The organism is Thermus tengchongensis, from assembly GCF_021462405.1.
In the GTDB taxonomy this organism is placed as follows: Bacteria; Deinococcota; Deinococci; order Deinococcales; family Thermaceae; genus Thermus; species Thermus tengchongensis.
On record NZ_JAKEDU010000003.1, the window covers coordinates 1 to 21,731 of the forward strand.

At 66.0% G+C, this 21,731-nt stretch carries 23 protein-coding genes and 1 tRNA gene; 5 read left to right on the top strand and 19 right to left on the bottom strand.

The annotated features are described in order from the left end of the window. The 12 genes from L1087_RS04535 to truB form a co-directional block, all read right to left on the bottom strand. Window positions 1-386, bottom strand: a 386-nt coding sequence (locus tag L1087_RS04535; RefSeq protein WP_234557841.1) for a GTP-binding protein, incomplete at its 3' end; no start/stop codon positions are given. A 55-nt stretch (window positions 387-441) separates the two neighbouring features. After that, on the bottom strand, window positions 442-2,517 hold the full coding sequence (fusA, locus tag L1087_RS04540; RefSeq protein ID WP_038041255.1) for an elongation factor G: 2,076 nt from the start codon (window positions 2,515-2,517) through the stop codon (window positions 442-444). A gap of 3 nt (window positions 2,518-2,520) precedes the next feature. Then, the gene (rpsG, locus tag L1087_RS04545; protein ID WP_015718111.1) at window positions 2,521-2,991 is read right to left on the bottom strand and encodes a 30S ribosomal protein S7; all 471 of its coding nucleotides are present in this window, start codon (window positions 2,989-2,991) and stop codon (window positions 2,521-2,523) included. A 7-nt stretch (window positions 2,992-2,998) separates the two neighbouring features. Then, the gene (gene rpsL / locus L1087_RS04550) at window positions 2,999-3,412 is read right to left on the bottom strand and encodes a 30S ribosomal protein S12 (protein WP_135259374.1); all 414 of its coding nucleotides are present in this window, start codon (window positions 3,410-3,412) and stop codon (window positions 2,999-3,001) included. Window positions 3,413-3,613: 201 nt separating this feature from the next. Continuing rightward, window positions 3,614-3,688 (bottom strand) — tRNA-Thr (locus L1087_RS04555). Between the two features lie 40 nt (window positions 3,689-3,728). Further along, the gene (locus L1087_RS04560; RefSeq protein WP_234557843.1) at window positions 3,729-4,844 is read right to left on the bottom strand and encodes an ABC transporter permease; all 1,116 of its coding nucleotides are present in this window, start codon (window positions 4,842-4,844) and stop codon (window positions 3,729-3,731) included. 28 nt (window positions 4,845-4,872) lie between these two features. Next, the gene (locus L1087_RS04565; RefSeq protein WP_234557845.1) at window positions 4,873-5,301 is read right to left on the bottom strand and encodes a 3D domain-containing protein; all 429 of its coding nucleotides are present in this window, start codon (window positions 5,299-5,301) and stop codon (window positions 4,873-4,875) included. 196 nt (window positions 5,302-5,497) lie between these two features. Beyond that, the gene (locus L1087_RS04570) at window positions 5,498-6,340 is read right to left on the bottom strand and encodes a hypothetical protein (RefSeq protein WP_234557847.1); all 843 of its coding nucleotides are present in this window, start codon (window positions 6,338-6,340) and stop codon (window positions 5,498-5,500) included. A 65-nt stretch (window positions 6,341-6,405) separates the two neighbouring features. Then, window positions 6,406-7,971: a DAK2 domain-containing protein gene (locus L1087_RS04575; protein WP_234557848.1), complete on the bottom strand. Its 1,566-nt coding sequence runs from the start codon at window positions 7,969-7,971 to the stop codon at window positions 6,406-6,408. Beyond that, window positions 7,964-8,305: an Asp23/Gls24 family envelope stress response protein gene (locus L1087_RS04580; protein WP_038041250.1), complete on the bottom strand. Its 342-nt coding sequence runs from the start codon at window positions 8,303-8,305 to the stop codon at window positions 7,964-7,966. The genes L1087_RS04575 and L1087_RS04580 overlap by 8 nt, the downstream gene beginning before the upstream one ends. Before the next feature lies 1 nt (window position 8,306). Further along, window positions 8,307-9,416, bottom strand: a complete 1,110-nt coding sequence (gene ald, locus L1087_RS04585) for an alanine dehydrogenase (protein WP_135259369.1) — start codon at window positions 9,414-9,416, stop codon at window positions 8,307-8,309. Between the two features lies 1 nt (window position 9,417). Beyond that, a complete protein-coding gene (truB, locus tag L1087_RS04590; RefSeq protein WP_234557849.1) occupies window positions 9,418-10,356 on the bottom strand; it encodes a tRNA pseudouridine(55) synthase TruB in 939 nt (312 codons plus the stop codon). A gap of 45 nt (window positions 10,357-10,401) precedes the next feature. Here truB and L1087_RS04595 point away from each other — a divergent pair, with 45 nt between their 5' ends. Genes L1087_RS04595 through L1087_RS04615 form a run of 5 tightly spaced genes read left to right on the top strand, consistent with a single transcriptional unit; the run spans window position 10,402 to window position 14,343 of the window. Beyond that, window positions 10,402-11,187, top strand: coding sequence for an enoyl-CoA hydratase/isomerase family protein (locus L1087_RS04595; protein WP_038041247.1), 786 nt, complete (start codon window positions 10,402-10,404; stop codon window positions 11,185-11,187). A 1-nt stretch (window position 11,188) separates the two neighbouring features. Continuing rightward, window positions 11,189-11,899, top strand: a complete 711-nt coding sequence (locus tag L1087_RS04600; protein WP_135259367.1) for a pseudouridine synthase — start codon at window positions 11,189-11,191, stop codon at window positions 11,897-11,899. Continuing rightward, window positions 11,896-12,441: a hypoxanthine phosphoribosyltransferase gene (gene hpt, locus L1087_RS04605; RefSeq protein ID WP_234557850.1), complete on the top strand. Its 546-nt coding sequence runs from the start codon at window positions 11,896-11,898 to the stop codon at window positions 12,439-12,441. The genes L1087_RS04600 and hpt overlap by 4 nt, the downstream gene beginning before the upstream one ends. Beyond that, entirely contained in the window at window positions 12,438-13,106 is a 669-nt protein-coding gene (locus tag L1087_RS04610; RefSeq protein ID WP_234557851.1) for a queuosine precursor transporter, read from the top strand. The genes hpt and L1087_RS04610 overlap by 4 nt, the downstream gene beginning before the upstream one ends. A 10-nt stretch (window positions 13,107-13,116) precedes the next feature. Beyond that, window positions 13,117-14,343: an adenylosuccinate synthase gene (locus tag L1087_RS04615; RefSeq protein ID WP_135259364.1), complete on the top strand. Its 1,227-nt coding sequence runs from the start codon at window positions 13,117-13,119 to the stop codon at window positions 14,341-14,343. 63 nt (window positions 14,344-14,406) lie between these two features. Here L1087_RS04615 and trpD read toward each other — a convergent pair whose 3' ends face one another. The 7 genes from trpD to L1087_RS04650 all read right to left on the bottom strand — a co-directional run bounded on the left by trpD (window position 14,407) and on the right by L1087_RS04650 (window position 21,656). Beyond that, window positions 14,407-15,396: an anthranilate phosphoribosyltransferase gene (gene trpD, locus L1087_RS04620; RefSeq protein ID WP_234557852.1), complete on the bottom strand. Its 990-nt coding sequence runs from the start codon at window positions 15,394-15,396 to the stop codon at window positions 14,407-14,409. After that, window positions 15,384-15,965, bottom strand: a complete 582-nt coding sequence (locus tag L1087_RS04625; RefSeq protein ID WP_135259362.1) for an anthranilate synthase component II — start codon at window positions 15,963-15,965, stop codon at window positions 15,384-15,386. Before L1087_RS04625 ends, trpD begins: the two co-directional genes overlap by 13 nt. Before the next feature lie 55 nt (window positions 15,966-16,020). After that, a complete protein-coding gene (trpE, locus tag L1087_RS04630; protein ID WP_234557853.1) occupies window positions 16,021-17,409 on the bottom strand; it encodes an anthranilate synthase component I in 1,389 nt (462 codons plus the stop codon). A 160-nt stretch (window positions 17,410-17,569) separates the two neighbouring features. Then, the gene (gene pruA / locus L1087_RS04635; protein WP_234557854.1) at window positions 17,570-19,120 is read right to left on the bottom strand and encodes an L-glutamate gamma-semialdehyde dehydrogenase; all 1,551 of its coding nucleotides are present in this window, start codon (window positions 19,118-19,120) and stop codon (window positions 17,570-17,572) included. 12 nt (window positions 19,121-19,132) lie between these two features. Then, the gene (locus tag L1087_RS04640) at window positions 19,133-20,056 is read right to left on the bottom strand and encodes a proline dehydrogenase (RefSeq protein ID WP_234557857.1); all 924 of its coding nucleotides are present in this window, start codon (window positions 20,054-20,056) and stop codon (window positions 19,133-19,135) included. Next, window positions 20,053-20,712, bottom strand: coding sequence for a GntR family transcriptional regulator (locus L1087_RS04645; RefSeq protein ID WP_135259358.1), 660 nt, complete (start codon window positions 20,710-20,712; stop codon window positions 20,053-20,055). The genes L1087_RS04640 and L1087_RS04645 overlap by 4 nt, the downstream gene beginning before the upstream one ends. A gap of 41 nt (window positions 20,713-20,753) precedes the next feature. Beyond that, window positions 20,754-21,656 (bottom strand): DUF4032 domain-containing protein, encoded by a 903-nt coding sequence (locus tag L1087_RS04650; RefSeq protein WP_234557858.1) that lies wholly within the window; start codon window positions 21,654-21,656, stop codon window positions 20,754-20,756. Window positions 21,657-21,731 lie beyond the last annotated feature (75 nt).

Sequence of the window (21,731 nt, forward strand, 5' to 3'; positions counted from 1 at the left end):
ACCCCCACCTGCCGGGCCAACAAGATGTGCTCCCGCGTCTGTGGCATCGGCCCGTCCACCGCCGATACCACCAAAATCGCCCCGTCCATCTGCGCCGCACCCGTGATCATGTTCTTGATGTAGTCCGCGTGCCCCGGACAGTCCACGTGCGAATAGTGCCGCTTCGCCGTCTCGTACTCCACATGCGCCGTGTTGATCGTAATCCCACGCGCACGCTCCTCCGGCGCCTTGTCAATGTCCCCGTAGTCCTTCACCTCCACATTCGGGTTCTCCGCCGCCGTCACAAACGTCAAAGCCGCCGTCAACGTCGTCTTCCCGTGGTCCACGTGCCCAATCGTCCCCACGTTCACGTGAGGCTTCGTACGGACAAACTCGCCCTTGGCCATCTGCGCCCTCCTTTCCGTATGCGGGGCAGGCCCGAAGGCCCACCCCCAGGCATTCCTACTGACCCTTGATGAGCTTCTCCTGCACCTGCTTGGGGACTTCCTGGTAGTGGTCGAAGAACATGACGAAGGAGCCTCGGCCCTGCGTCTTGGAGCGCAGGTCGGTGGCGTAGCCGAACATCTCCGCCAGGGGCACGTAGGCCCGGATCACCTGGGTGTTCCCCCTGGGCTCCATGCCCAAGATCTGGCCCCGGCGGGCGTTCAGGTCGCCAATCACGTCGCCCATGTACTCCTCGGGGGTGGTGACCTCCACCCGCATGATGGGCTCGAGGATCACGGGATCCCCCTTCTGCACCGCTTCCTTGATGGCCATGGAGCCTGCGATCTTGAAGGCCATCTCCGAGGAGTCCACCTCGTGGTAGGAACCGTCGTAGAGGGTCACCTTTACGTCCACCACGGGGAAGCCAATCAGGGGACCCGACTGCATGGCCTCCTCGATGCCCTTCTGCACCGCGGGGATGTACTCCTTGGGGATCACCCCGCCCACGATGGCGTTGACGAACTCAAAGCCCGACCCTCGAGGCAGGGGCTCGGCCTTGATCTTGACGTGGCCGTACTGGCCGCGGCCACCGGTCTGGCGGATGAACTTGCCCTCCACGTCCACCGGGCGGGTGATGGTCTCGCGGTAGGCCACCTGGGGCTTGCCCACGTTGGCGTCCACCTTGAACTCCCGCTTCAGGCGGTCCACGATGATCTCCAGGTGGAGCTCGCCCATCCCGCTGATGATGGTCTGGCCGGTCTCGGGGTGGGTGGAGACGCGGAAGGTGGGGTCCTCCTCCGCCAGGCGGGCCAGGGCCTGGGAGAGCTTGTCCTGGTCCGCTTTGGTCTTGGGCTCGATGGCCACGTCGATGACGGGCTCGGGCACCTCAATGGACTCCAGGACGATGCGCGGGGCATCCTCGCCCACCAGGGTGTCCCCGGTGATGGTTTCCTTGAGGCCCACCACCGCCCCCAGGTCACCTGCCCGGAGCTCCTCCACCTCCTCCCGGTGGTTGGCGTGCATCCTGAGAAGCCGGGCCACCCGCTCCTTACGGCCCTTGGTGGTGTTGTACACGTAGGAGCCGGAGGTGAGGGTGCCGGAGTAGACCCGAATGAAGGTGAGGCGGCCCACGTAGGGGTCGGCCATGATCTTGAAGGCCAAGGCCGCCAGGGGGCCGTCGGGATCCGGGTGAATCTCCACCTCGTTCCCGTCAGGCGTGGTGCCCCGGATGGGGGGGATGTCCAAGGGGGAGGGCAGGTAGTCCACCACCGCATCCAGGAGGAGCTGGACGCCCTTGTTCTTCAAGGCGGAGCCCAAGAACACGGGGGTGATCTGGATGGCGATGGTGCCCTTGCGGATGGCCGCCACCAGCTCCTCCTCGGTGGGCTCCTCGCCCTCGAGGTACTTGAGCATCACGTTTTCATCGAAGTCAGCGGCGACCTCAATGAGCTTCTCGTGGTACTCCCGGGCCTGGGGGAGGTACTCCTCGGGGATGGGGACCTCACGGATGTCGGTGCCCAAGTCGTTGCCGTAGGTGTAGGCCTTCATCCGGAGGACGTCGATGATCCCGGAAAAGGTGTCCTCGCGGCCGATGGGGAGCTGCATGACCACGGGCCTCGCCCCCAGGCGCTCCTGCATGGTGCGGATCACCAGCCAAAGGTCAGCCCCCGTTTTGTCCATCTTGTTGGCGAAGGCGATGCGGGGCACCTTGTACTTCTCCGCCTGGCGCCAGACGGTCTCCGACTGGGGCTCCACCCCCTGGCTGGAGTCAAAGACCACGATGGCCCCGTCCAGCACCCGCATGGAGCGCTCCACCTCGATGGTGAAGTCCACGTGGCCGGGGGTGTCGATGATGTTGATGCGGTGGTCCTTCCAGAAGCAGGTGGTCACGGCGGCGGTGATGGTGATGCCCCGCTCCCGCTCCTGCTCCATGAAGTCCATGGTGGCCGCACCCTCGTGGACCTCCCCGATTTTGTGGATCTTGCCGGTGTAGTAGAGGATGCGCTCGGTGGTGGTGGTCTTACCGGCATCGATGTGGGCGGCGATGCCGATGTTGCGGAGCCTCTTTAGGTCGTACTCTACCTTAACCGCCATGGCTTACCACCGGTAGTGGGCGTAGGCGCGGTTGGCCTCGGCCATGCGCTCCACGTCCTCCTTCTTCTTCACCGCTCCGCCCTTGCCCTCGGCCGCATCCATGAGTTCATGGGCGATGCGCACGGCAGCCCCCCGCTCGGAACGGGCGTTGGCCGCCTGCACCAGCCAGCGCAGGGCCAAGGACTGCTGCCTCCTGGGGGAGACCTCCATGGGCACCTGGTAGTTGGCCCCACCCACGCGGCGGGAACGCACCTCCATCCGGGGCTTCACGTTCTCCACCGCCTGCTTAAAGACCTTCAACGGCTCCTGCCCGGTCTTCTCCTGGATGATGCGACAGGCATCGTAGAAGATGCGGGCAGCCAGGTTCTTCTTGCCATCCCGCATGATCTTGTTGATGAAGGCCGACACCACCACATCCCCGTAGACCAGGTCGGGCTGCAGTTGGCGTACCTCTGCTCTTCTTCTCCGTGCCATAGCTCACCTACTTCTTCTTGGCCGGAGCCGCGCCCTTGGCCTCCTTAGGCTTCTTGGTTCCGTACTTGGAGCGGCTCTTCTTGCGGTCCTTCACGCCCTGGGCGTCGTAGACCCCGCGCACGATGTGGTAGCGCACGCCCGGCAGGTCCTTCACACGGCCACCCCGGATGAGGACCACGGAGTGCTCCTGCAGGTTGTGCCCCTCACCGGGAATGTAGGCGGTCACCTCGTACCCGGAGGTAAGGCGCACCTTGGCCACCTTACGCAAGGCGGAGTTGGGCTTCTTGGGGGTTACGGTGCGCACCACCGTGCACACCCCCCGGCGGAAGGGCGAGCCCTTCAAGGCCGGAACCTTGCTCTTCTTCTGGACCTTCTCGCGGCCCTTTCTAACCAGCTGGTTGATCGTCGGCAGTGCCACCACTCCCTTCTTATTGGACTTGCCCCCGTGTTCTCAAGATCCACCCGGGGGAAGGTGCATTCCCCCGACCTTCGCCCACACAGGGCAGCACCCTCAGGACCAGGGGCTGGCCCTGAGGGCCCTCAACTTGCCTAGTCTACAGGCCCAGGGGCGTTTTGACAAGCGGCGAGCCATGGAAAACCCCCGCCCGAAGGCGGGGTGTTCTGGAGCCGGTGGCCGGATTCGAACCGGCGGCCTACCGCTTACGAGGCGGTTGCTCTACCGCTGAGCTACACCGGCCCGCCCTAAAGAGTCTAGGGCAGGAGGCTCTTCTTGGCAACTACCTGAGCACCACCCCGGGCTGGACCCTTAGGGCACGGAAGAGGGGCAAGAGAGCGGAAAGGAAGGTGGCGGCTAGGCTTGCGCCGCTCACCAGAAGGAAGTCCGAAAGGCGCATCTCCACAGGCAGGTGGGTGAGGAAGTAAAGCTCCCCCGGAAGGTCCACTGGGCGGAGGGAGAGGTAGAGGCAAAGAAGATACCCCAGGAGATTGCCTAGAAGAACCCCCCCGATTCCCAGAAAAACCCCTTCCAGGGCGAAAACCATCCCCACGGTGAACCTCGAGGCCCCCATGGCCCGAAGAAGGGCGATCTCCGGGGTCTTCTCCACCACCTTGAGCACAAGAAGGTTGGCCACCCCCAGGGCGGCCACCGCCACAATCAGGAAGATCAGGATGCCCAGGACCCGCTTCTGCAGGGAAAGCTGCTCCAAAAGTGTACGCTGGGTGTCCTGCCAGGCCTGGGGGAAAAAGCGGGTGCCGGCAAGGGCTACCCCTATCTCCTTGGCCCGCCAGGGGTCCTTAAGGCGCACCTGGTACCCTTGGGCCCGTATGCCGGAAAGCCTCTCCACCGTTTTCAGGTCCACGAAGGCATAGGCGGAATCCAGGAGGTAGTTTCCCGTGCGAAACGCCCCCAAGACCCTTAGCTCCACCCGCTCCTGGGTGGCGGACATGGCATAGAGCCTGTCCCCCACGAAGGCTCCCAGGGATTGTTGCAGAGCCGAGCCCAGGTAGATGCCCCCGGGTTCCAGCCCCAGCCCCAGACCGGGGTAGAGGGCCTCACCTCCCTCACCCAGGCCCACCAGGGTGGCGAAGTCCACCCCCGGGCCCCTGGCACCCTCCGCCGGGCGGATTAGGAGAGCCTTGGTGGCGGCAAAGGGGGCGTAGGCCTCCATCTCGGGGTGTTGGGGCATGGGGGGGAGTTCCTCCGAAAGGCTGAAGAGGACCAGGTGGGGGTAGGCCTTCAAGGTGGCCCGCACCAGACCACTGACAAAGCCATTGGTGAGGGAGAGGGCGGTGAGGAGGACCGCCACCCCTACCCCCACCCCCAAAAGGGCCAAGGCGGTCTGCAGGGGCCTACGCCGCAGGTGGGCCAGGGCCAGAAAGAAGGCGAAGCGCACGCCCTAAGGATAAGGAAACTCTTGGCCTTTAGCGCCTGGGGTACTCCACCACCTCGAGGCTCACCACCCTGCGGCCAAAGCGCAGGGCTGTGGCCCGGTCGGGAAGCCAAACGTCCACCTTCTCCCGCATCCTGGGGTGCATCACGTCGGCCACCACGAAGATGCGGTCCCGGAAAAGGTAGTCAAACTGCCCACGGCCCCGGCCGTACACGGAACCCAGGTCCTTAAGGCGCACCTTGGTGCCGTAGGGCAGGACCTTGAGGAGGTCCGGGCTCACCGCCAGGACCCCCAAGCGGGTGCGCATGCCGGTGGCGGTGAGAAAGGGGGTGGAGTCGGTTTCCCGTACGCTGGAGGTGTAGGCCGTAGCCTGCAAGACCAGCACCTTCTTACCGCCAGACTGGGCCCATCCCCCAGCAACGGCGAGGGATAGAAGGAGCGCCACGAGCAATCCTCGCATAGCGCCCCTGAGTATGCAGACGAACCCTGGGAATTTCTGAGAAGGATGAGGTCAAGCCCTCATGCAAGCCCCTGCTTCTATTTTGAATTCATTCCCGAAGCTTAAGAACTCCGCACTGTAAAGAGCGCAATTTCCGCTACTCTATGAGAAAAAACCAAATGAACTTTAGTTTCTCCTAATCCCCATTTAAAGACCCTCAGGGACAAGGGGAGGCAGAAAGGGTGAGGGTGTACCTGCCGCTGAAGCGGCTCTCGGGATCGTTAAACCCAGCCATGGACTGGTTGCGCTCCTGGACCACAACTATACTGGGTGTGAAGCCGAGATCGCCCAGATTCACCACCCGCATCACCCGGTCTAGACGAACGGGGTTTCCCGGAGTGGTGCTCGCGGAAACCTTGGCAACCAAATCCAGAACCCCGGGTTCAAAACACAGGTATGGGCCGCTTCCCGGGTTCAGCTGGTACATGTCGGCTTCCCCCACAAACTCTATGGCCCCTATGGTGCTTCCCAGAGAAAGCGGCTGTAGGGGTCGGCTCGGATCGCCATTCGGATCTGGGGTGAACCAAACGGCCTTTAAACTCGCCGTATCCTGCTCTGTAGCAAGATTCTCCACACGGAGATAGAAGACTTGCCCTGTTGTGCCCCGGAAGTTAAGGCGGATACCAATGTCGGCAAACACCTGTGGGGTCAGTCCCAAGGGGTATGCGTAGATCTCGGCAACCACGCCAAACCTATCCCGGGCAACGCTGACCGCCTGGACAACCCCTTGGTCGTTGAGGAGTACCAGCCGCAGATTTCCCCGCAACTGAAGTTGCGCCGACACCGCGCTCACCTGCACCGCACCCGAATTGGGCAAACGAATGCGGAAAGTTTTGACAGCAGGAACCACACGTCCTCCCGAACGTACCTCGGCAGCAGGTAAGGGAACCGGTAAAACCGTTCCCCCTACGTCCAGATCGCCACTCACCGGCGGTACAGGTTGCACGCCGCAAGCCGCCAGCAAAATGAGGCTGGCTAAAATCAGGCTCTGTCGCCACATAGCAAACCCCCCTCTCCCTCAAGCATAGTTCGGAAGAGGGGGTAGAGCCTTGGAGTTTCCTTTAGCTACTCCAAGACCCCCAGGTAGGCGTAAAGGTCAGGCCCTCCAGGGAGGATCTCCACCACGAGCCCCGGGAACTTCCCGACCACTTCCTCGGCCTTTTCCTTAGAGGTGTTGGGGCCCAGGAAAAGGGTGAGGATTTCCTTGTCTTCTCCAGCCAGGCGGATAAGGCCCTCCAGCACCTCCTCGGGGGTTTCCCCCATGAGGACCAGCCTTCCATCCAGAAGCCCGATGGGCTTATCCTTTAGGACCTTGACCCCATCCACCTCAGCGTCCCGGCTGGCCCACGTGACCTCGAGGGTCACCGCCCCCTTTAGGGCCTCCTCCATCTCGGGAAGAAGCTCCTCCACCTCCACCTCAGGCAAGTAGCGCACCGCCGCCGCCAGGCCCTGGCCCAGGGTACGGGTCTTGAGCACGTACACCTCTTTGCCCTGGGCTTTGGCCAGCTCCGCCGCCTTCTCCGCCGCCAGGAAAACGTTCGGGTTGTTGGGCAGGAGGATCACCTTGGGGCTGGCCACGCTCCTGATGGCAGCCAGCAGATCCTCCACGCTGGGGTTTTGCGTCTTGTCCCCCGCCACCACCCGGGCCCCCAGGCTGCGGAAGACCCGACTCGGGCCATGCCCCAAGGCCACCGCCACCAGGCCCGTGGGAGGAGGGGCCTCCTCTCCTGCCCCCACCATGGCCAGAATCTCCGTGTGTTGCTCGGTCATGTCTTCCACCTTGGTGCGCACCATGCGGCCGAAGCGGGCCACGGTGGCCAGGAGGCCATCGGGGTCGTCGGTGTGGATGTGCCCCTTCACGTAGCCCTCGGCCCCCACCACCAAGAGGGAGTCCCCGAAGGGGGCCACGGCCTCGCGGATCCTCTCTATGGGCACCTCCACCCCCTCCATGAGGAACTCCGTGCAGTAGCCAAACTCCTCGGTGGCGAAGGCGGTCTGGGCGTAGCGCTCCACCTTGGGGGGCTCGGGCAGGGGAAGCCCCAGGACATACCCCCGAATACCCTCCAGAAAGCGCACATACCCCGCACCCCCGGCGTCCACCACCCCCGCCTGCTTCAGGACGGGAAGGAGATCCGGGGTCTTCTCCAGAGCCCTTTGGGCTGCGCCAAGGGCATTTGCCAGGGTTTCCTCGAGGGTCTCCCCTTGAGCTCCTTCCCCAGCCGCCCGGGCCACGGTGAGGATGGTGCCTTCCACCGGCTTCATCACCGCCTTGTATCCGGTTTCCGCCCCCAGGCGCAGGGCCTCAGCTAGGGCGGAGGCATCCAGCACCTCCCTCTTGCGGAGGGCCTCGCTGAACCCCTTCAGGATCTGGGAAAGGATCACCCCGCTGTTCCCCCGAGCCCCCAAAAGGCTCCCGTAAGCGATGGCCCGGGCCACCTCCGGCATCTTGGAGGTGTCGGCCAGATCTAGCTCCCGCCGGGCAGATTGGAGGGTGAGGTGCATGTTGGTGCCCGTGTCCCCATCGGGGACAGGGTAGACGTTGAGGGCGTTGATCTCCTCCACGAACACGGAAAACCAGTCCGTGGCGTAGCGGAAGGCCTCGGCCACCTCCCCAGGGCTTAGGCTAGCCACGCCCCACCCCCACCACGTGGACCCGCACCTGGGAGAGCTTAACCCCTGCCAGCTTCTCGGCGGCGAAGGCTACCCGCTCCGCCAAAGACTCCACCACCGTGGGGATGCGGGCGCCCACCGCCACCACCACGTAGAAGTCGGCGGTGTACTTTCCCGGGCTCGTCGGGTCCTGGCGCACCACCACCCCCTCGCTGGCCTCCTGCCGCCCCAGGATGCGCACCACCTGGTCCTTAAACCCCGCCGGGGCCATGCCCACCACCCCCGGCACCTCGTGGGCCGCCAGGGCCAGCAAGGAGGCCAAAGCCCCCTCAGTTACCGTCACCCGTCCTTGCATCCTACCTCCTTAGGGCCTCCTCCGGGGGAGTATAGGACAGGCCGAAGGCCTCCGCCACCCCGGGATGGGTGAGGAGTCCCTTGTGGGTGTTCAGGCCCTTGAGAAGAGCGCCATCCTCCAGGAGGGCTTGAAGGCCCTTCTCCGCCAGCTTCAGCACATAGGGCAGGGTCTGGTTGGTAAGGGCGAAGGTGCTGGTCCTGGGCACCGCCCCCGGCATGTTGGCCACCCCGTAGTGCACCACTCCCTCCACCACGTAGGTGGGCTCGGCGTGGGTGGTGGGGCGGATGGTCTCCACGCACCCCCCCTGGTCCACGGCCACGTCCACAATCACCGAGCCCTCCTTCATGAGGGGAAGCATGTCCCGGGTAACCAGCTTGGGAGCCTTGGCCCCCGGCACCAAGACCGCCCCGATGAGGAGGTCAGCGTGCTGGATGCTCTTCTTGATATTGGCCTCGGTGGCGGTGAGGGTGACCACCCGGCCCCCGAAGATATCGTCCAGGTACTGAAGGCGCCTGTGGTTCACGTCCAGAATGGTCACCTGGGCCCCCATACCCAGGGCGATCTTGGCGGCGTTGGTGCCCACGGTACCGCCCCCCAGGATGACCACGCTGGCCGGGGCCACCCCGGGCACCCCCCCGAGGAGCACCCCCCGCCCCCCGTGGGGCTTCTCCAGGAACTGGGCCCCCACCTGGGGGGCCATGCGGCCCGCCACCTCGCTCATGGGCACCAGGAGGGGCAGGGAGCCATCGGGAAGCTGCACCGTCTCGTAGGCGATCCCCGTGACCCCACTCCTCAGCATGGCCTCAGTGAGGGCGCGGTCCGCAGCCAGGTGCAGGTAGGTGAAGAGGAGGAGCCCCTCCCGCAGGAAGGGGTACTCCTCGGGCAGGGGCTCCTTCACCTTCACCACCATCTCCGCTCCCCAGGCCTCCTCCCGGCTCACCAGGTGGGCCCCGGCTCGCTCGTACTCGGCATCGGATAGGCCGGAACCCACACCCGCTCCCCGTTCCACCAAAACGGTATGCCCCCGCTTGACCAGGCTTTCCACCCCACCCGGGGTCATGGCCACGCGGTTTTCCAGGGTCTTGATCTCCTTGGGTACGCCGATCACCATACTAGGCCTCCTTTACGAAGACGCGTCTTATCTTGAGCTTGAAGCCGTCGCCCTCGGCGATGGCCAGAAGCCTTCTTCGGGAATCCACCAGGGCCACATAGCCCAGGGCGGGGATGGGCAAGGGTACCCCCTCCAGCACGCGCCGAGCCTCGGTGTGGGAAAGCTCCACCACCGGAAAGGGCAGGACATCGGTCTCGGGGATGGCCTTTTCCGGGGAAAGCTCGGAAAGCTTTACCGCCCTTTCCAGCCCCACCTTGCCGATACGGGTGCGCACCAGCCCGGAAAGGAAAGCCTTGGTCTTAAGCCTCTCCCCCAGGTCCCGGGCAAAGGCCCGCACATAGGTGCCCGGGCCCACCACCAAGCGGATCACCGCCGTGGGGTAAGGGCCCAAGGGCTTGGGAAGCTCCACCTTGCGCCCGCCCTTTTCTGCAAGCCGCCAGCCCTTGGCCGAGGGAGCGATGGGATGGGGTATGGGCTCGGGATCCAAGGCCAGGAGTTCCACCTCCAGGTACTTTACCGGCCTCGGGCCAAGCTCCAAGGGCTTCCCCTCCCGAGCGGCCTCGTAGGCCCGTTTCCCTCCCACCTTGATGGCGGAGTAGAGGGGAGGCACCTGCTCCTTGAGCTTCAAAAAGGAAGGGAGAACGGTTTCCAAGTCCTTGCGCTCAAAGCGCACCGGCGCTTCCTCGCTCACCGGCCCTTCCGCATCCAGGGTGGGGGTGGTGGCCCCGAAGGAAACCCAGGCGATGTACTCCTTGTCCTCCCCCGAAAGGAAGGGAACCAGCTTGGTGCTCTCGTCGGAAACCAAAAGGAGAAGGCCCGTGGCCAGGGGATCCAGGGTTCCGGTATGCCCCACCCGGCGGGTACCAAGAAGGCGCCTCGCCTCCTCCACCGCATCGTGGGAGGTGAGGTGGAGGGGCTTATCCACCGCATAGAGGGCCATGCCTAGGGGATTGTACCACCACCCGCCAGGGGAAAGAATGGAGGCATGGACCTGAAAGGCCGTTACCCCAGCCTTTCCTTCACCTGGCCCCGGCCCGGGGTGCTGGAGATCACCTTGCGGGGGGGAAAACTCAACGCCTTGGGCCCCGAAGCCCACCGGGACCTGGCCCGCATCTGGCAGGACTTAGGGGAACTCGAGGACGTCAAGGCTGTTCTTTTAAGGGGCGAGGGTGGGATCTTCTCCGCCGGGGGTTCCTTCGCCCTCATCGAGGAGATGCGCTCCTCCCACCAAGCCTTGATGCGGGTCTTTTGGGAAGCGAGGGAACTGGTGCTCGGGCCCATGAACTTCCCCAGGCCGGTGGTGGCTGCGGTGGAAGGGGTGGCGGTGGGGGCGGGGCTGGCCTTGGCCCTGGCGAGCGACGTGGTGGTGGTGGGCAAGAAGGCCAGGCTTCTGGACGGGCATCTTAGGCTTGGAGTGGCAGCCGGGGACCATGCGGTCCTCCTGTGGCCCCTCCTGGTGGGCATGGCCAAGGCCAAGTACCACCTCCTCCTCAATGAACCCCTCACCGGGGAAGAAGCGGAAAGGCTGGGCCTGGTGGCCCTGGCGGTGGAGGACGAGAAGGTGTACGAAAGGGCCCTCGAGGTGGCCATGCGCCTGGCCGAAGGTCCAAAGGAGGCCCTGAGCCTCACCAAGCACGCCCTGAACAACTGGTTCCGCACCTTCGTGCCCCACTTTGAGGTGTCCTTGGCCCTGGAGTTTTTGGGGTTCCAAGGAGAAGCATTGGAAGAAGGGCTACGGGCGCTTAAGGAAAAGCGCAAACCCCAGTTCTAGCATGGAGAAACCCCTGCGCCTACAAGCCTTCCTGGCCCGCGCCGGCGTGGGAAGCCGCAGGAAGGCGGAGGAGCTCATCCGCCAGGGCCGGGTGCGGGTGAACGGGGAGGTGGCCCACCTGGGGCAGAAGGTGGGGCTGGGGGACGTGGTGGAGGTGGACGGGAAGCGGGTGGAACTCCCCCAGGAAAGGATCGTCCTGGCCCTGCATAAGCCTAAAGGCTACACCACCACCCGCTTTGACCCCCATGCCCAGAAGACGGTGTTTGACCTCCTCCCCCCCATCCCCGGCCTCCACCCCGTGGGCCGCCTGGACCGGGACTCGGAGGGCCTCCTCCTCTTCACCAACGACGGCGCCCTCACCTTCCGCCTCACCCACCCCCGGCACGGGGTCAAGAAGGTCTACCGGGTCTGGACGGAAAGGGGCACCCTGCCGGAAGGGGTCTGCCGCAAGCTCCTCCAGGGGGTGGAGCTGGAAGATGGCCCTGCCCAAGCCCTCGCCTGCCGCCCTGCTCCCGGGGGGGCCTACCTTACCCTGGCCGAGGGAAGAAAGCGGGAAGTGCGCAGGATGCTGAAGGCGGTGGGCTACCCCGTGCGCCGCCTCCTCAGGGTGCAGGTGGGTCCCATCCAGCTGGGCCACCTCCCCCCCGGGCGGTGGCGCAGGCTCTCCGAGGAGGAGGTGGCGGCCCTCCTGCGGGAGGGCGGGCTAGAATGAAGGGCATGTTCACCGCGGGAAACGGACCCGTGCAGATCAGCGCCGAGGCCATCGCCCAAAGGGTGCGGGAGCTGGGAGCCCAGATCGCCCAGGACTACCAGGGCAAAACCCCCCACCTCATCTCCGTCCTGAACGGGGCTTTCATCTTCACCGCCGACCTGGTGCGGGCCATCCCCCTCCCCCTCACCCTAGACTTCATCTCCATCAGCTCCTACGGCAACGCCTACCGCTCTAGCGGCGAGGTGGAGCTCATCAAGGACCTCCGCCTCCCCATCCACGGCCGGGACGTGATCGTGGTGGAGGACATCGTGGACACCGGGCTCACCCTTTCCTACCTCCTGGACTACCTCGAGGCCCGCAAGCCCGCCTCCATCCGGGTGGCCGCCCTCCTATCCAAGCCCTCGAGGCGCCAGGTGGAGGTGCCCATCCACTACCTGGGCTTTGAGATCGAGGACGCCTACGTCTTTGGCTACGGCCTGGACCGGGCCCAGTTTGACCGCAACCTGCCCTTCATCACCTCCATCCGCCCGGAGGAAGAGTGAGGTACCTGGACCTCCTCACCGCCCTCTTCGCCACGGTGCTCCTCACCTCCAACGTGGCCTCCACCAAGCTGGTGGTCCTGGGGCCTTTCACCTTTGACGGGGGTACCCTGCTTTTCCCCTTGGCCTACATCTTCGGCGACGTCCTCACCGAGGTCTACGGCTACCGGAAAAGCCGGCGGGTCATCTGGACGGGCTTTTTCGCCCTCCTTCTCGCCACCCTCACCTTCCAAGCGGTGGCCGCCCTCCCCACCCCACAGGACGGGGAAAGCCAGCGCTTTGGGGAGGCCTTCCGCCTCCTCCTGGGCCTCACCCCCCGGATCGTCCTGGGAAGCCTCCTCGCCTATTTCGCGGGGGAGTTCGCCAACGCCTACGTGCTGGCCAAGCTGAAGGTGCGCACCGGGGGGCGCCACTTCTGGCTCCGCGCCCTCCTCTCCACCCTGGCAGGCCAGGGACTGGACACCGGGATCTTCCTCCTGGTGGCCTTCTACGGGGTTTGGCCCCATGAGGTGCTCCTCGCCGTTTTCCTCTCCAACTACGTCTTCAAGGTGGGGGTGGAGGCCCTCATGCTCCCCGTCACCTACGGGGTGGTGGGCTTCCTGAAGCGGGCCGAGGGTATGGACGCCTACGACCGGGATACCGACTTCAACCCTTTCCGCCTGGCGTAAGCTTAAGGGGATGCCGGGAGTCGCCATCATCGGGGCGCAGTGGGGGGACGAGGGCAAGGGCAAGGTGGTGGACGCTTTGGCCCAGGAGGCGGACTACGTGATCCGCTACCAAGGGGGGGCCAATGCCGGGCACACCGTGGTGGCCGAGGGCCGGGTCTTCAAGCTGAACCTCCTGCCCTCAGGGGTCATCCACCCCCATGCGGTGAACGTCCTGGGGGACGGGATGGTAATCGATCCCTTCCGCTTCCAGGAGGAGCTCTCCGCCTTGGAGAAGGAAGGCTTCCGCCCCAAGGTGCTGGTCTCAGAAAGGGCCCACCTGGTTCTCCCCCACCACAAACACGTGGAAAGCCGCCACAACTTCGTGGGCACCACCGGCCGGGGCATCGGCCCCGCCTACTCCGACCGGGCGCGCAGGGTGGGCATCCGCGCCGGGGATCTCCTGGACGAGGGGGTCTTGCGGGAGCGGGTGCGCCGCCTCCTCTTGGAAAAGCCCAACTCCACCCGGGAGGCGGGCTGGGACACGGAGGAAAAGGCCCTGGCCGATCTCCTAAGGATGCGGGAGATCCTGGCCCCCTTTGTGGCCGACACGGGAAGCCTCCTGCGGGAGGCCCTGAAGCGGGGCAAGCGGCTTCTCTTTGAGGGGGCCCAGGCCACCCTCCTGGACCTCAACTACGGCACCTACCCCTACGTGACCAGCTCCCACCCCACGGTGGGGGGCATCCTGGTGGGCACGGGGCTAAACCACAAGGCCATCACCAAGGTCTACGGCGTGGCCAAAGCCTACGCCACCCGGGTGGGGGAAGGCCCCTTCCCCACCGAACTCCAGGGGGACCTGGCCCACCACCTCCGGGAGAAGGGCGGGGAGTACGGCACCACCACGGGACGCCCCAGGCGGGTGGGCTGGCTGGACCTGGTGGCCTTGAAGTACGCCTGCGAGGTGAACGGGTTCGACGGCCTGGCCCTCACCAAGCTGGACGTGCTCTCGGGGCTGGAGAAGGTGAAGGTGGCGGTGGAGTACCTGGACGGGGCTCGGCCGGGGGAAGCGGCCCCCGAGGCGGTGCGCTACGTGGAGCTTCCGGGCTGGGGCGACCTCTCCGGGGTGCGGAGCCGGGAAGATCTCCCCGCCTCCTTGAGGCGCTACCTGGAGCTCATAGAGGAATACACCGGTGTGCCCGTGGTCCTCTTCTCCACGAGCCCGAGAAGGGAGGACACCTTCGGGGCGGTGAGCTGGGTCTAATACCACCCCACCTTGGCTCCGCCAAGGTGGGGGCCCCGGTCAAGCCCTTCTTCAAACCCCCCTTTATCCCCTTAAGAAGGCCACGTAGCGCTCCAGGAGCAAGTAGGCCTCCCCCGAGGCCAGGACCTCCTGGGCCAGGCGCACCCCCTCGGCCAGGGAAGGAACTTTCCCCGCCGCATAGAAACCGGCCCCCGCCGCCAGGGCCACCCCCTGAGCGTGGGGGCCCTTTTCCTCCCCCTTCAGGACCCGCTTGGCCAGCTCAGCGTTCTCCTGGGGGGAGCCTCCCCGGAGGGCCGCCACGGGGAAGCGGGTCAGGCCCACCGCCTCCGGGGTGAGGGCATAGGCCCCCCGCCCCACCTCCACCACCTGGTTCTCCCCCAAGACGAGCTCGTCCGCCCCCTCCCCGTGGACCACCAAGCCCTTAGCCCCCAAGCGCTCCAGGGCCTCGGCCATGGGGGCAAGCCACCTTGGGCTAAAGACCCCAAGGACATACCGGTCGGCCCCCGCGGGGTTGGTGAGGGGGCCCAGGAGGTTGAAGACGGTGCGGATGCCAAGCTCCGCCCGCACGGGGGCCACGTGGCGCATGGCCGGGTGGAAGAGGCGGGCGAAGAGAAAGCCAAAGCCCAGCTCCTCAATGGCCTCCCCTACCCGCTCTGGAGGGGCCTCCAGGTCCACCCCCAGGGCCTCGAGGAGATCCGCCGAGCCCGCTCTTGAGCTTGCCGCCCGGTTCCCGTGCTTGGCCACCGCCACCCCCCCCGCCGCCGCCACCAGGGCCCCCAAGGTGGAGAGGTTCAAAAGCCCCTGGTGGTCCCCGCCCGTGCCCACGATGTCCAAGAGGGGTCGCCGCCTTACCGGCAGGGTCCTGGCGGCCTCCCGCATGGCCCTGGCCATGGCGGCGATCTCGGCAGGGGTTTCCCCCCTGAGGGCCATGGCGGTGAGCACCCCCGCCACCCGCACCGGGCTCAGTTCCCCCCGCATCATGGCCCCCATGAGGCCAAAGGCTTCCTCCTCCGTGAGCACCTCCCCCAAAAGCGCCTTTTTCACCGCGTCCATGGGTCCTCCAAGAAGTTCTTGAGGATGAGTTTACCGGCTTCCGTGAGGTAGCTTTCCGGGTGGAACTGCACCCCGTGGGTGGGGTATTGGCGGTGGCGGAAGCCCATCACCGTACGCCCCCCCGCCTCCTCCACCCAGGCGTTCACCCGGAGGTCTTCCGGCACCTCCTCCACCACCAGGGAGTGGTAGCGGGTGGCGGGGAAGGGGTTAGGCAGGCCCCGGAAAAGGCCGGTGCCGTCGTGGTGGATCTCGCTCACCTTGCCGTGCATGACGATGGGGGCGGGCACCACCTTACCCCCAAAGGCCATGCCGATGGCCTGGTGCCCCAGGCAGACCCCCAGGATGGGGTAGCGGGGGGCATACTGGGCGATGAGGGGCAGGGAAAGGCCCGCCTCGAGGGGGGTGCAGGGCCCAGGGCTTATCAGGATGCGGTCCGGGTCCAAAGCCTCCACCTCCTCCAGCCGGAACTGGTCGTTGCGCCACACCACAGGGCTTGCCCCCAGCTCCCCCAAATACTGCACCAGGTTGTAGGTGAAGCTGTCGTAGTTGTCGATCACGAGAACCCTCACTTCGCCCACCTCCCTTTCCGAGGCCCCCGCCCTGGCGCCAGCCAGGGTGGGGTGGTCATAGTCCTTCCTCCGCCATCTCCACCGCCTTCAGAAGGGCCTTCGCCTTGTTCCAGCACTCCTCGTACTCCCTTTCCGGCACCGAGTCCGCCACGATGCCCGCCCCCGCCTGCACGTGCATCCAGCCCTTGGCGATCACAAAGGTGCGCAGGGTGAGGGCCACGTCCATGGCCCCGTCGTAGGCCAGATACCCAAAGCTTCCCCCGTAGGGCCCCCGGCGGTGGGGCTCCAGTTCCTCGATGATCTCCATGGCCCGGATCTTGGGGGCCCCCGAGACCGTGCCCATGGGAAGCACGCTGGCCAGGGCGTCCAGGGGGGTCTTCCCCTCCGCCAAAACCCCTTCCACCGTGGACACCAGGTGCATCACGTGGGAGTAGTACTCCACGTGCAAGGGCTCGAGGACCCGCACCGTCCCGAAGGCCGAAACCCGGCCGATGTCGTTGCGGGAGAGGTCCAGAAGCATCACGTGCTCGGCCCGCTCCTTTTCGTCCTTTAGAAGCTCCTCGGCAAGCCGCTTATCCTCCTCCTCGTCCTTTCCCCGGGGCCTTGTGCCGGCGATGGGCCGAGTCACCACTTTCTTCCCGTCTGAGCGCAGGAGGCTTTCCGGGCTGGCGGAAACCAAGACCACCTCCCCCAGGTCCAAATAGCCCATGTAGGGGCTAGGGTTCACGCTCCTTAAGGCGCGGTAGAGGGCAAAGGGGTGGACGGTGAGGGGGGAGGAAAGCCTCAAGGAGAGCACCACCTGGAAGATGTCCCCGGCGCGGATGTAGGCCAGGGCCCTTTCCACTGCCTTTAGGTACTCCTCCCGGCTCATGTCGGGCGCAAAACGGGCCCTTCCCCCCGGCCTTTCCCCCGGCACCCCCGGCAAGGGACCCTTAAGCTTTTTCTCGGCCCAAAGAAGGCGGGCCTCGGCCTCCTCGGGGTCCGTCCCCGGGGCCACCAGGTGGAGGAGGCTTTTCAGGTGGTCAAAGACCAGCACCACCTCAGGCTCCACGAAGAGGAGGTCGGGGAGGCCCAGGTCGTCGGGCTTGAGGGCGGGCAAGCGCTCGTAGTGGCGGATGAGGTCGTAGGCGGCGTAGCCCACCACCCCCCCGAAGAAGGGGGGGAGGTCGGGGGGGCGCTCCAGGGGAGCGTGGACCACCTCGTAGAGGGTGCGCAAGGGGTCCCGGGTTTCCACCCTTGCCCCGTTTACGGCGAAAATCCCGTCCTTGAGCCGGAAGGTGCGCCTGGCCCCCACCCCCACGATGGAGAAGCGGCTTTGCCTTCCCCGCTCCACCGACTCCAGGAGGAAGCTCACGGGGGCCTTCTCCGCAAGCTTCAGGTAGGCGGTCACCGGGGTTTCCAGGTCGGCCAAGAGGGTTTTGCGAAAAGGCCTTATGGTTTCCATGCCGCTCCTTACAAAAACCCCGGGGCCTAGCCCCGGGGAAACACGCCCATCCGCCCCCGGGGACCTAACCGGGCCACCAAAGGGCGGGAAGCGGGCTCATGTTCCCAGAATAGCCCAAGCCCCCCCTGGCGTCCAGGGGGAGCCGGGCATCAAGGAAGCCTCAGAACCTTTCGGCCACCGTCTTCATCTGCAGGAAGTGCAAGAGGTAATCAGGCCCCCCGGCCTTGGTGTCGGTGCCGGAGAGGTTGAAGCCGCCGAAGGGCTGGACCCCCACCAGGGCCCCGGTGATCTTGCGGTTGAAGTAGAGGTTCCCCACGTGGAACTCCCGCCGGGCCCGTTCCAGGTGCTCCCGCTTGCGGGAGTAGACCCCCCCGGTGAGGCCGTAGACGGTGTTGTTGGCCACCTCGAGGGCCTCGCCAAAATCCCTCACCCGGATCACGGAGAGCACCGGGCCAAAGATCTCCTCCTGGGCGATCTTGGCGGTGGGAGGCACCTCGGTGAACACGGTGGGGGCGATGAAGTAGCCCTCCCCTTCCAGGCGCTTTCCCCCAAGAACCAGCTGGCCTTCCCCTTTGCCGATCTCGATGTAGGAGAGGATCTTCTCCTCCTGGGCCTTGCTGGCCACAGGGCCCAGGTCGGGGTTCTCCTCCGCGGGGCCCACCACCAGCTTGCGAGCCCGCTCCAGAAGGCGCTCCATCAGGGGCTCAAAGGCTTTTTCCGTGACGATAAGGCGACTCGCCGCCGAGCACTTCTGCCCCTGGAAGCCATAGGCGGAGATGAGGATGCCCTCGGTGGCGGCGTCCAAATCGGCGGTCTCATCCACAATGATGGCGTCCTTGCCCCCAAGCTCCAGGAAGACCCGCTTGATCCACTTCTGGCCGGGGGCCAGCCGGGCGGCCGCCTGGTGGATCCAAAGCCCCACCTCGAGGCTCCCCGTGAAGTTGATGAAGCGGGTCTGGGGGTGCTCCACCAAATAGGCCCCCACCTCCCGCCCCTCCCCGGGCAGGAAGTTCACCACCCCCGGGGGGAAGCCCGCCTCGTGGAAGATCTCAAAGACCTTGGCGGCGATGACCACCGTGTCCTCCGCAGGCTTGGCCACCACGGTGTTCCCCACGGCCACCGGCCCGGCGATCATCCCGGTGAAGATGGCGATGGGGAAGTTCCAGGGGGCGATGACCACCCCGGCCCCCAAGGGGATGTAGAAGCTCTCGTTGTCCTCCCCCGGGAAGGGCACCACCTCCACCGAGGGGTACTTGTACTTGAGGGCCTGGCGGGCGTAGTACTCCAGGAAGTCGATGGCCTCGGCCACCTCGGCGCTGGCCTCGGTCCAGTTCTTCCCGATCTCGTAGACCAGGGTGGCCTCCAGCTCCCGCCTTCTCCTCTTCATGAGGGCGGCAGCCTTCAAGAGGAGGCGGCTTCGGTCCTCCTGGGGCCAGTCCTTCCAGGTCCTAAAGGCCCGCCAGGCGGCCTCGAGGGCGGCCTCCGCCTCGGCCCGAGTGGCCTTGGCGGTGCTCCCCACCACCTCGCTGGGAGCCGAGGGGTTGAGGGAGAGGATCCTCTCCCCCGTGTCCACCCAGGCCCCGTCCAGGTAAAGACCCCAGTGGCGGCCAAACTCGGCCCTGACCCGCTTCAGGGCCTCTTTCATCTCCCGCCGGGCTTCCTCCGTCCCGAAGGTCTCGATGGGCTGGTTGCGGAAAGGCTCCACGGTCATGGCTTCCTCCTTCTAGCCTCCCAAGAGGCTTCTCAGCACCAAAAAGAGGTTCTCGGGCCGCTCGGCGATGCGCCGACTCAGATAGGGGTACCAGTGGGTGCCGTAGGGCACGTAGGCCCGCACGGTATAGCCCTCCTGGGCCAGGCGCCTTTGCTCCTCCGGGCGCACCCCAAAGAGGAGCTGGAACTCAAAGCGGTCCCTGGGCACGCCCATGGCCTGGGTGTAGCGCTTCACCTCGGCGATGAGGCGGGGGTCGTGGGTGGCGAAGGCCACGTAAAGCCCCTCCTTGAGCGCCAGCTTCCCCAAGTGCAAAAACTCGGCGTCAATGAGGCGCTTGTCCTGGAAGGCCACCTCCTTGGGCTCCCGGTAAGCGCCTTTCACCAGGCGGAGGTTGGGCCGGTAGGGGAGAAGGTCCAGGAGGTCTTTTTCCGTGCGGTAGAGGTAGCTTTGCAAGACCACCCCCACCCCGGTAAACCCTTCTTCCCGCAAGGCCTTGTAGAGGCGCAAGGTGGCGTCCACCCTGGGGGAATCCTCCATGTCCAGGCGCACGAAGACCCCCCTGGGCTCGGCCTCGCGGAGGATGCCCCGCAAAAGCTCCAGGGCCAAGGTCTCGGAGAGATCCAAACCCAGCTGGGTGAGCTTCAAGGAAACGTACTTGGGCCATGGGCGCTCGGATATTTTGCGGACCAGCTCCAGGATGCCCGCCTGGAAGCCCCGGGCCTCCTCCTCGCTACGGACCATCTCCCCCAGGAGGTCCAAGATGGCGTGCACCCCCTCGGCCTCCAGCCGCTCCGCCGCCTGGAGGGCCTCCTCCAGGCTCTCCCCCGCCACGTAGCGGCGCACCAGGCTCCTGGCCCTGCCCTTGATGAGGGCCTCCACCTTGGGGTTTCCCGCCACGGAAAGCACCGCCTGCCGATATACCATGTCCAGGTTCATACCCCTCCTTTCAGCCTGCCCACCACCAGGTCGCGGAAGCGCCCCACGTGGGCCTCCACCGCCCGCTTGGCCCCTTCCGGGTCGCGCCTTTTCAGGGCCTCGAGGATGGCCCAGTGTTCCTTGCGGGTGGTCTCCTCCTGGGAGAGGTTGGGCAGGGCGCTCCGCACCAGGGCCAGGCTGGAAAGCAGATCCTCGTAAAGGCGGTAAAGGGTCTTGTTCCCGGAAAGCCGCACCAGGGCCCGGTGGAACTCCAGGTCCCGGCGCATCTGCTCCGGGTAGTCCTCCCTAGGGGCCTCGTCGATGGCCTTGAGGCGCGCCTCCAGCTCCGCCAGCTCCCAAGGGGTGGCCCTCAGGGCCGCCTCCCGCGCCGCCTCCCCCTCTAGAAGGGCCCGCACCCCGTAGACCTCCTCCACCTCCTCCGGGCTGAAGGCCCGCACCCGGGCCCCTTTCCCGGGCACGAGCTCCACCAAGCCCTCCTCGGCCAGGCGCATGAGGGCCTCCCGCACCGGGGTGCGGGACACCCCCAGCTCCTGGGCCAGAAGGGGCTCGGAGAGCCGCTCCCCGGGGGCAAAGCGGCCGGAGAGGAGGAGGTCTTTCAGGTGCCGGTAGACGGCCTCGCGCACCTGGTTGGGTCGGCGGAAGCCCAAGGTCTGCATCCTGTATACAGGATATATCGGCGTTGTGGCTCCCGCAACCCTTAAGGCGCTCGAGGACCGACGAAAAGCAAGCGCTTCAGGCCTCCCCCAAGCCGCTTCCACCAGGGCCCGAACCTGGCCTCGTAGGAGCGAACGGCTTCCTCAGGGCCTAGGTCCATCCCCAGCTCCTGGGCCAGGAAGTAGCGGTGGTCCATCACCCAGAGGTAAAGGTCGGCCTCGGTGCGGCCGGGGAAGTCCCGAAGAAGCCCTAGGCGGCGGATGGCCTCCACCGTGGGCCGGTAAAGGTTGCGGTACCAGTCCACCACCGCCTCCTCCCAGGGGATCTCCCGCCCCTCCTCCAAACCCTTGAAGTAGCGCCGGGTGGCGATGTGGTCCAGGAGGAGGTCGTAGCGGCCCAAGGCGGTGAAGCGGATCGCCTCCGCCTCCGGCACCAGCTCTTTGAGCTGGGTTCGCTCCAGGAAGTGGGCGTACTCCGCCTTCAGGATGAGGTCCTTGGGGGTGTCCCCGGGGGCCACGGGCACGGGCACCTCCAGGGCGATGACGTAGGCGTCGATAAACCTCTGCCCCGTGGCCTTGGCCAGGGCCACCCGGTGGTTTCCGTCCTTGACGAAATAGGCTTCGCCCACCTGGTAGACCTCGATGGGGGGGAACTCCATCCCCGTAAGCTCCAGCGCCCGCAGGCGCTTCCAGCGCTCCAGGGTGTGGGGGGTCTTGGGCAGGAAGTGGCGGTCGAAGTCCTCGTAGCGGTCCACCGAGCCCACCACCTTCTCCACCTCGATGGTCCGTAGACCCAAGTGGTGCTCCCCTTTGGGCCTGAGGGCCAGGGCCTGGTGGAAGGGCAGCAGGGTGTCCGGCTCCCCCCGGAGGCGGTAGAGGAGCTCCTGGAACCTCACCCGCCGCTCCAGCCGCTCGGCCTCGGTTTCCGCCTGCCACACCCCCCTCATGGAAGCACTACCACCTCCCTAGCCCCAAGGTAGCACCCTCCGGTCAGGGGAGTGTGAGGCCCCCCACCTGGACAG

Bases quoted from the DNA above. Each gene is read 5' to 3' on its own strand.
- fusA (WP_038041255.1), bottom strand. From the start codon at position 2,517: ATGGCGGTTAAGGTAGAGTACGACCTAAAGAGGCTCCGCAACATCGGC.
- rpsG (WP_015718111.1), bottom strand. From the start codon at position 2,991: ATGGCACGGAGAAGAAGAGCAGAGGTACGCCAACTGCAGCCCGACCTG.
- L1087_RS04565 (WP_234557845.1), bottom strand. From the start codon at position 5,301: ATGCGAGGATTGCTCGTGGCGCTCCTTCTATCCCTCGCCGTTGCTGGG.
- L1087_RS04570 (WP_234557847.1), bottom strand. From the start codon at position 6,340: ATGTGGCGACAGAGCCTGATTTTAGCCAGCCTCATTTTGCTGGCGGCT.
- L1087_RS04580 (WP_038041250.1), bottom strand. From the start codon at position 8,305: ATGCAAGGACGGGTGACGGTAACTGAGGGGGCTTTGGCCTCCTTGCTG.
- ald (WP_135259369.1), bottom strand. From the start codon at position 9,416: ATGGTGATCGGCGTACCCAAGGAGATCAAGACCCTGGAAAACCGCGTG.
- truB (WP_234557849.1), bottom strand. From the start codon at position 10,356: ATGGCCCTCTATGCGGTGGATAAGCCCCTCCACCTCACCTCCCACGAT.
- L1087_RS04595 (WP_038041247.1), top strand. From the start codon at position 10,402: ATGGACCTGAAAGGCCGTTACCCCAGCCTTTCCTTCACCTGGCCCCGG.
- L1087_RS04600 (WP_135259367.1), top strand. From the start codon at position 11,189: ATGGAGAAACCCCTGCGCCTACAAGCCTTCCTGGCCCGCGCCGGCGTG.
- hpt (WP_234557850.1), top strand. From the start codon at position 11,896: ATGAAGGGCATGTTCACCGCGGGAAACGGACCCGTGCAGATCAGCGCC.
- L1087_RS04615 (WP_135259364.1), top strand. From the start codon at position 13,117: ATGCCGGGAGTCGCCATCATCGGGGCGCAGTGGGGGGACGAGGGCAAG.
- trpD (WP_234557852.1), bottom strand. From the start codon at position 15,396: ATGGACGCGGTGAAAAAGGCGCTTTTGGGGGAGGTGCTCACGGAGGAG.
- trpE (WP_234557853.1), bottom strand. From the start codon at position 17,409: ATGGAAACCATAAGGCCTTTTCGCAAAACCCTCTTGGCCGACCTGGAA.
- pruA (WP_234557854.1), bottom strand. From the start codon at position 19,120: ATGACCGTGGAGCCTTTCCGCAACCAGCCCATCGAGACCTTCGGGACG.
- L1087_RS04640 (WP_234557857.1), bottom strand. From the start codon at position 20,056: ATGAACCTGGACATGGTATATCGGCAGGCGGTGCTTTCCGTGGCGGGA.
- L1087_RS04645 (WP_135259358.1), bottom strand. From the start codon at position 20,712: ATGCAGACCTTGGGCTTCCGCCGACCCAACCAGGTGCGCGAGGCCGTC.
- L1087_RS04650 (WP_234557858.1), bottom strand. From the start codon at position 21,656: ATGAGGGGGGTGTGGCAGGCGGAAACCGAGGCCGAGCGGCTGGAGCGG.